This window comes from Rheinheimera tilapiae (assembly GCF_042432165.1).
In the GTDB taxonomy this organism is placed as follows: Bacteria; Pseudomonadota; Gammaproteobacteria; order Enterobacterales; family Alteromonadaceae; genus Pararheinheimera; species Pararheinheimera tilapiae.
The window spans coordinates 73404-79724 of record NZ_JBHLXP010000009.1 but is presented as its reverse complement, the minus strand read 5'-3'; the positions used below and the strand labels follow the sequence as shown (position 1 = coordinate 79724).

7 protein-coding genes are annotated in these 6321 nt (G+C 33.4%); 4 read left to right on the top strand and 3 right to left on the bottom strand.

Annotated features, from left to right (window positions below; genetic code table 11):
* The 4 genes from ACFFJP_RS20405 to larC form a co-directional block, all read left to right on the top strand.
* Positions 1–790, top strand: a 790-nt coding sequence (locus tag ACFFJP_RS20405; RefSeq protein ID WP_377248645.1) for a lactate racemase domain-containing protein, incomplete at its 5' end; no start/stop codon positions are given.
* Positions 791–809: 19 nt separating this feature from the next.
* Positions 810–1637, top strand: coding sequence for an ATP-dependent sacrificial sulfur transferase LarE (gene larE / locus ACFFJP_RS20400; RefSeq protein WP_002468728.1), 828 nt, complete (start codon positions 810–812; stop codon positions 1635–1637).
* 14 nt (positions 1638–1651) lie between these two features.
* A complete protein-coding gene (larB, locus tag ACFFJP_RS20395) occupies positions 1652–2428 on the top strand; it encodes a nickel pincer cofactor biosynthesis protein LarB (protein ID WP_002438755.1) in 777 nt (258 codons plus the stop codon).
* Entirely contained in the window at positions 2425–3612 is a 1188-nt protein-coding gene (larC, locus tag ACFFJP_RS20390) for a nickel pincer cofactor biosynthesis protein LarC (protein WP_002438754.1), read from the top strand. The genes larB and larC overlap by 4 nt, the downstream gene beginning before the upstream one ends.
* An 84-nt stretch (positions 3613–3696) precedes the next feature.
* On the opposite strand, the gene ACFFJP_RS20385 is transcribed toward larC, so the two are convergent.
* The 3 genes from ACFFJP_RS20385 to ACFFJP_RS20375 all read right to left on the bottom strand — a co-directional run bounded on the left by ACFFJP_RS20385 (position 3697) and on the right by ACFFJP_RS20375 (position 6126).
* Entirely contained in the window at positions 3697–4203 is a 507-nt protein-coding gene (locus ACFFJP_RS20385) for a YwhD family protein (RefSeq protein ID WP_002438753.1), read from the bottom strand.
* A 56-nt stretch (positions 4204–4259) separates the two neighbouring features.
* Positions 4260–5558: an HD domain-containing protein gene (locus ACFFJP_RS20380; RefSeq protein ID WP_002438750.1), complete on the bottom strand. Its 1299-nt coding sequence runs from the start codon at positions 5556–5558 to the stop codon at positions 4260–4262.
* A 91-nt stretch (positions 5559–5649) separates the two neighbouring features.
* A complete protein-coding gene (locus ACFFJP_RS20375) occupies positions 5650–6126 on the bottom strand; it encodes a GNAT family N-acetyltransferase (protein ID WP_002438748.1) in 477 nt (158 codons plus the stop codon).
* Positions 6127–6321: the final 195 nt, after the last annotated feature.

The window sequence follows — 6321 nt, the reverse complement described above, 5'->3', positions numbered from 1 at the left end:
TGTAACAGGTTTTATTGAACCACACTTTTTCGCCGGATTTTCAGGTGGACCTAAAGGGATAATGCCTGGAATTGCAGGTTTAGAAACAATTCAAACATTTCATAATGCAAAAATGATTGGCGATCCGAGATCAACGTGGGGAAATTTAGAAGACAATCCAGTTCAAGATATGGCACGGGAAGTTAACCGTATGTGTAAACCTGACTTTTTACTTAATGTTGCATTGAATAAAAGTAAAGAAATTACTGCAGCATTTGCTGGTGAAATCTTAGATACACACAAAGAAGGATGCGCATATGTAAAAGATCATGCAATGTTTAAATGTGAGCAACGCTTTGATATTGTTATCGCATCAAATTCTGGCTATCCTTTAGATCAAAATTTATATCAAACAGTTAAAGGGATGAGTGCAGCGAGTAAAGTTGTTAAAAAAGACGGTCATATTATTATGGTATCTGAGTGTGCAGATGGCTTTCCTGATCATGGTAAGTTTGCCGAAATTTTCAAAATGGCAGACACACCTCAAGGTATTTTAGAACTTATTCACAATCCAAACTTTAAGGAAGTTGACCAATGGCAAGTACAAAAACAAGCAAGTATTCAAACTTTTGCCAATGTGCATGTTTATTCAGAACTTACTGACCAACAACTTAAAGACTCGATGTTAATCCCAACCTCTAACATTGAACATACAATACAAGAATTAGAACATCGATATGGCCGTAAATTAACCATTGGTGTTATGCCACAAGGTCCTTTAACAATACCGTACGTAGAAGATAAAGAATAATAAATGGAGGATGGAAACTATGACTGAATTAAATACTAAAGAAATGAAATTAGACGCACTATTGAAAGACATGCAGAGTGTAGTAATTGCCTTCTCAGGTGGAGTAGATAGTAGCTTGTTACTGAAAAAAGCGATTGATATTTTAGGTGTTAACTATGTTAAACCTGTTGTAGTAAAATCAGAATTATTTAGAAATGAAGAGTTTGAACTAGCGCTTAAACTTGGACAAAGTCTAGGTGTTGAAGTATTAGAAACTGAAATGTCTGAACTTCAAGATGCGAATATCGTTAAAAATACGCCTGAAAGTTGGTACTATAGCAAGCGCTTGATGTATAGTCAACTTGAGAATATTAAGAATAAACTAGGATTTAATTATGTGCTAGATGGTATGATTATGGATGACTTAGATGATTTTCGTCCCGGATTAAAAGCAAGAGACGACTTTGGTGTTCGTAGCGTTTTACAAGAAGCAAAACTATATAAATCTGAAGTTAGAGAATTAAGTCATCAACATGACTTGCCTGTATGGAATAAACCAGCCTTATGTAGTCTAGCATCAAGAATACCTTATGGTGAGGAATTAAGTTTTACAAAAGTTAACAAGGTCAACGAAGCAGAAAAATTCATTTTAAGCCTAGGTATTAACCACGTACGAGTACGCTATCATCACAACATAGCACGCATTGAAGTAACAGAAGATCAATTAAATAATCTTCTTAAATTGAAAGACAGTATCATATTACATTTGAAAGAATTAGGATTTGACTATGTAACAATGGATTTAGAAGGCTATCGTACAGGTAGTATGAATGAAATCATTGATACCAAATCTACAAGTTTTAAATAAGGATGTGAGTACCTATGAGCCATAGTTATAATTCTATAGAAGAGGTGCTCAAAGCTGTAAAATCAAATCAACTATCTATTAATGATGCTAAAGCCCAACTCAGTCATTATGACGAATTGGGCTTTGCTAAAATTGACTTACATAGAGCACAGCGTCAAGGATTTCCCGAAGTTATCTTTGGGCAAGGAAAAACAAAAGAACAAATCACTAAAATCATCTCTAGTTTGATATTTCATAATGAAGTTATTCTAGTGACACGTGTTGATGAAATGAAAGCAAAATACATTTTACAACATTATCCAAACTTGGAATATCATCAAACTGCACAGTTAATTAGCACTCCACTAAAAGATATACCACAATCTAAATACTATGTTTCTGTACTTTGTGCTGGAACTTCTGATTTACCTATTGCAGAAGAAGCTGCATTAACCGCTGAAATCATGGGAGTAAGTGTAAAACGATTTTATGATGTCGGGGTTTCAGGTATTCATCGCTTATTATCCAACATTCATGATATACGCAGAGGGAAAGTTTCTATCGTTATAGCTGGAATGGAAGGCGCTTTAGCAAGTGTTGTTGGAGGATTAGTCAACCACCCTGTATATGCAGTACCAACGAGTGTAGGTTATGGAGCAAACTTGAATGGGGTTACCACCCTATTATCAATGATAAATAGTTGCGCACCCGGAACCAGCGTATTAAATATCAATAATGGATTTGGTGGCGGTTACAACGCTGCACAGATTATTCATATGCTAGAAAATAAAGAGAGTGAGGTATCTTTATGACAAAAGCATTATATTTAGATTGCCACGCAGGTATTGCCGGAGATATGCTACTTTCTGCTTTAGTTGATTTAGGAGCAAACCCTGAAGACATTGAATCAGAACTAAAAAAATTACCTTTAGATCAATTTAAGCTACATTTTCAAAAAAGAGTAAAACAAGGTATTCATGCAATGACATTAAACATTGATGTTAAAGAAGCAAATCATCATCGTCACGTTAATGATATATTTAAAATGATAGATGACAGTACACTTCCGGAAAGGGTTAAATATCGCAGTAAGAAAATTTTTGAAATCATTGGTCAAGCAGAAGCTAAAATTCATGGCATGTCGTTTGAAGAAGTTCACTTTCATGAAGTGGGGGCAATGGACTCTATTATAGATATTATTGGTGGGTGTATTGCACTAGAACAACTAGGGATTAACACATTATACTGTTCAGCTATTCCAACAGGTCATGGTAAAATCAATATTGCTCATGGCATTTATCCAATCCCTGCACCAGCTACTGCTGAAATTCTTAAAGGTATACCAATCGCACATTTTGATGTTCAAAGTGAACTCACAACCCCTACTGGTGCTGCATTTGCTAAGGGACTTGTTTCATCGTTTGGGCCATTTCCTTCAGCAACAATACAACATATAGGCTATGGCGCCGGCAGTAAGGATTTTGATTTCCCTAATATATTAAGGGTTATTCAATTTGAATCTGAATTCGAGCAACAAGATAGCGTCCAAGTAATAGAGTGTCAAATAGATGATATGACACCTGAAGCATTAGGTTATTTTATGAATAATGCGTTAGAGCAAGGTGCTTTAGATGCTTACTATACGCCTATATTTATGAAAAAAAGTCGCCCAAGCACGCAGTTAACGTTAATATGTAAATTACATGATAAGACATATTTCGAACAACTTATCTTACAAGAAACAAGTTCTTTAGGCGTCAGAAGTACTTCTGTTAATAGAAAGACCTTGAACCGCGCATTCAAAATTCTTTCTACACAACACGGCACTGTTTCCATTAAATTTGGCCTACAAAATGGAAAAATTATGAAAATGAAACCCGAGTATGAAGATTTGAAGAAAATAGCTAAAACTACAAAACAACCGTTTCAAGTAATTCATAACGAGGTATTACAACAACTCTATCAAACATATCATATAGGAAATATACTTCAATAAATTAGTTTTATTCATTTAAATTTTGCACATCAAAAAAGGATAGGGACAGTCATTCTACATAAAACAGTCACCTATCCTTTTATTCTATTCAAATGCTCGATATAGTTCTTCACTAGAATTATTCCACATTTCAACGTTATGATTTTGTAGAAATTCTTTTAAAATTTGTTTGTTATCATCACCGATTTGGTCGATGATAAATTGATGTTTCATAGACTTATCCATCATATTAACATGTTCTGGCATGCTCTTATAACCACGTCTAATACTTTTGTTAACTAATAAATAGCATGCAGTCACACCCGCATAATATGGCCCTTCTTCACTACGTTCGGTCGTCACCCAACATAGCCAGTATGCTTTAGCCTCCTCACCTTCAACTTGTGATTTGTCAGTAATCCACTTGACACCCTTTTCAACTTCAGCACGTGCGTGCATACCACCAATATCAACAAATGCCTTCTGATTTTCAACATCTATAAAAACCGGGGCAATATTATCTAAACTAATCGAACCAATATTGGTTCCTTTATGACCATCTAGTGGATCATTTTTTATAATATTGAAATTGAAACCTTTTTTCTCAGACAAACGAGATACCTCCTAATAAGTCATCAAATAAAGACTATATATCTTATTCTTAACTGTTAATTTAATTCATTAAGTAAGTTAATAATAGAACCTTTAATTTGATAATCTTTAATTTTTAAAATCATCTCTTTAGGATAATATAATTTATGGTCTTCTCTATTAATCCCTGTAATACTATTAATCACCAATGATTGATTACTTATTTCTGTAATTCCACCATTACTTTTTAATAAATGAATCGGTTTGCGATTTGAGCCTGGGCGATCATAATCATAAGGTAAATCTGAAAATGCTTCACTTACAAAGTAATAATCAGGATTAATACCACCCGCTTCAAATAATTCTTGCAATTCCGAAATGGTAATAATTGAACCGTCGAAAGGAATATATTTAAATAAATCTCGATTGATAAACCGTCTTGATAAATCACTTAATATTGTATCATTTTCATGAATCCATTTCTTCAAGTAATACAATACAACTGCTTCATCAAGTTCTACATATTGTTCAATCGTCATTGTTCCTTCAAAGAATGGTATAAAGTCTTTTGGATACATTTTAAATTCATATCCTTCATTATAAAGCTGCTTAGCTCGTTTTAAACAATTGTTTAATAAAACTTCCCCACCACGGCTTACTGGATGAAAATATATTTGCCAATACATTTGATAACGACTCATAATAAAATTTTCGACAGCATGCATACCACTATCTTTAATTAACACTTCTTCTTTAGATGGTCTCATCAACCTTAAAATACGCTCCATATCAAATGAGCCATACGTTACGCCTGTAAAATATGCATCTCTTTGTAAATAGTCCATTCGATCAGCATCAATTTGTGAGGAAATCATAGAAATAACAAGCTTATTATCGTGCGTTTTATTAATTACATCAGCTACTTGTTTAGGAAAGTTATCAGAGACTCGACTTAGTACACCATTAACCTCAGTGTCTCCTGTGATAATAGCTTGTGTAAATGCTTCATGGTCTGTATTAAATATTTTTTCAAAACTATGAGAGAAAGGACCATGACCTAAATCATGTAACAACGCAGCACACAACGCAAGTGGCCGATCAGTATTATCCCACGCGTCTTGTCCTATAAATGTCTCATCAATCATTCGGCGCACAATTTCATAAACACCCAAAGAGTGTCCAAAACGACTATGTTCGGCTGTATGAAATGATAAATACAAAGTACCTAGTTGTTTAATACGTCTCAAGCGTTGGAATTCTTTTGTTTTAATTAAGTCCCAAATCAATTGATCCTGTACGTGGATAAATCGATGAATTGGATCTTTAAATACCTTTTCTTCTGTTAATTTACTCGTTGCATATGATGATAGCGTCATACTTTCCCTCCTATCCTATATATTCCAAAAAACATTTATTTTTTGTTCCTCATATTACTAGACGAAACAATGTTAATTATTCATATGTTTGTTAAAATGATTTCTTCATTAAAGCTAAATCCATGATTTCACCATACATTTCAGGTTGATATGAGCGAATAATCTCGAATCCATGATTTTGATAATATTCGATGCCATTACTATTATTGTTATCAACTTCTAAATAAACTGTTTCATACTGGTCTTTAAACCTTTTCAACCCCGCTTCTAGCAAACGAGTTCCATAACCTCTATGTTGAGATTCAGGTCTAACATAGTGTGCAGATAAATAAAGCTCTTCACCATAAATGAAATTTGCAAAACCAACAATCTCACTATCTTCTTCTGCCACTAAAAATAATTGCTCATTTAGTCTCTTTTTTAAATGCGTTTCATTATATGAAGCGGCCAACAGTTCATTAACTGTTGAAGCAGCATAAATATTTAAATATGTGTTATACCAAGCTTTTGTCGCAACATCTCTTATCGCTACAACATCTTTTTCAGTTGCTTGTCTGACACTATACATGTGACTTCTCCCCTAACTATTTACTTCACTATTAATATAGGCATTATACCACATGTATGATACCTTAATTCAATCTAGACATTCAAAAAGCTTCACAAAAATTTATTTTAAAACTATTAATAACTACACCTTTTAAAAAATGATTATTTGACACAATATTTTTTATACACATATTTCTAATTTTTTAAAATTTAA

What these genes read in the sequence shown, in the direction of transcription:
- larC (WP_002438754.1), top strand. Translation starts at nt 2,425, where the DNA reads ATGACAAAAGCATTATATTTAGATTGCCACGCAGGTATTGCCGGAGAT.
- ACFFJP_RS20380 (WP_002438750.1), bottom strand. Translation starts at nt 5,558, where the DNA reads ATGACGCTATCATCATATGCAACGAGTAAATTAACAGAAGAAAAGGTA.
- ACFFJP_RS20375 (WP_002438748.1), bottom strand. Translation starts at nt 6,126, where the DNA reads ATGTATAGTGTCAGACAAGCAACTGAAAAAGATGTTGTAGCGATAAGA.
- larB (WP_002438755.1), top strand. Translation starts at nt 1,652, where the DNA reads ATGAGCCATAGTTATAATTCTATAGAAGAGGTGCTCAAAGCTGTAAAA.
- larE (WP_002468728.1), top strand. Translation starts at nt 810, where the DNA reads ATGACTGAATTAAATACTAAAGAAATGAAATTAGACGCACTATTGAAA.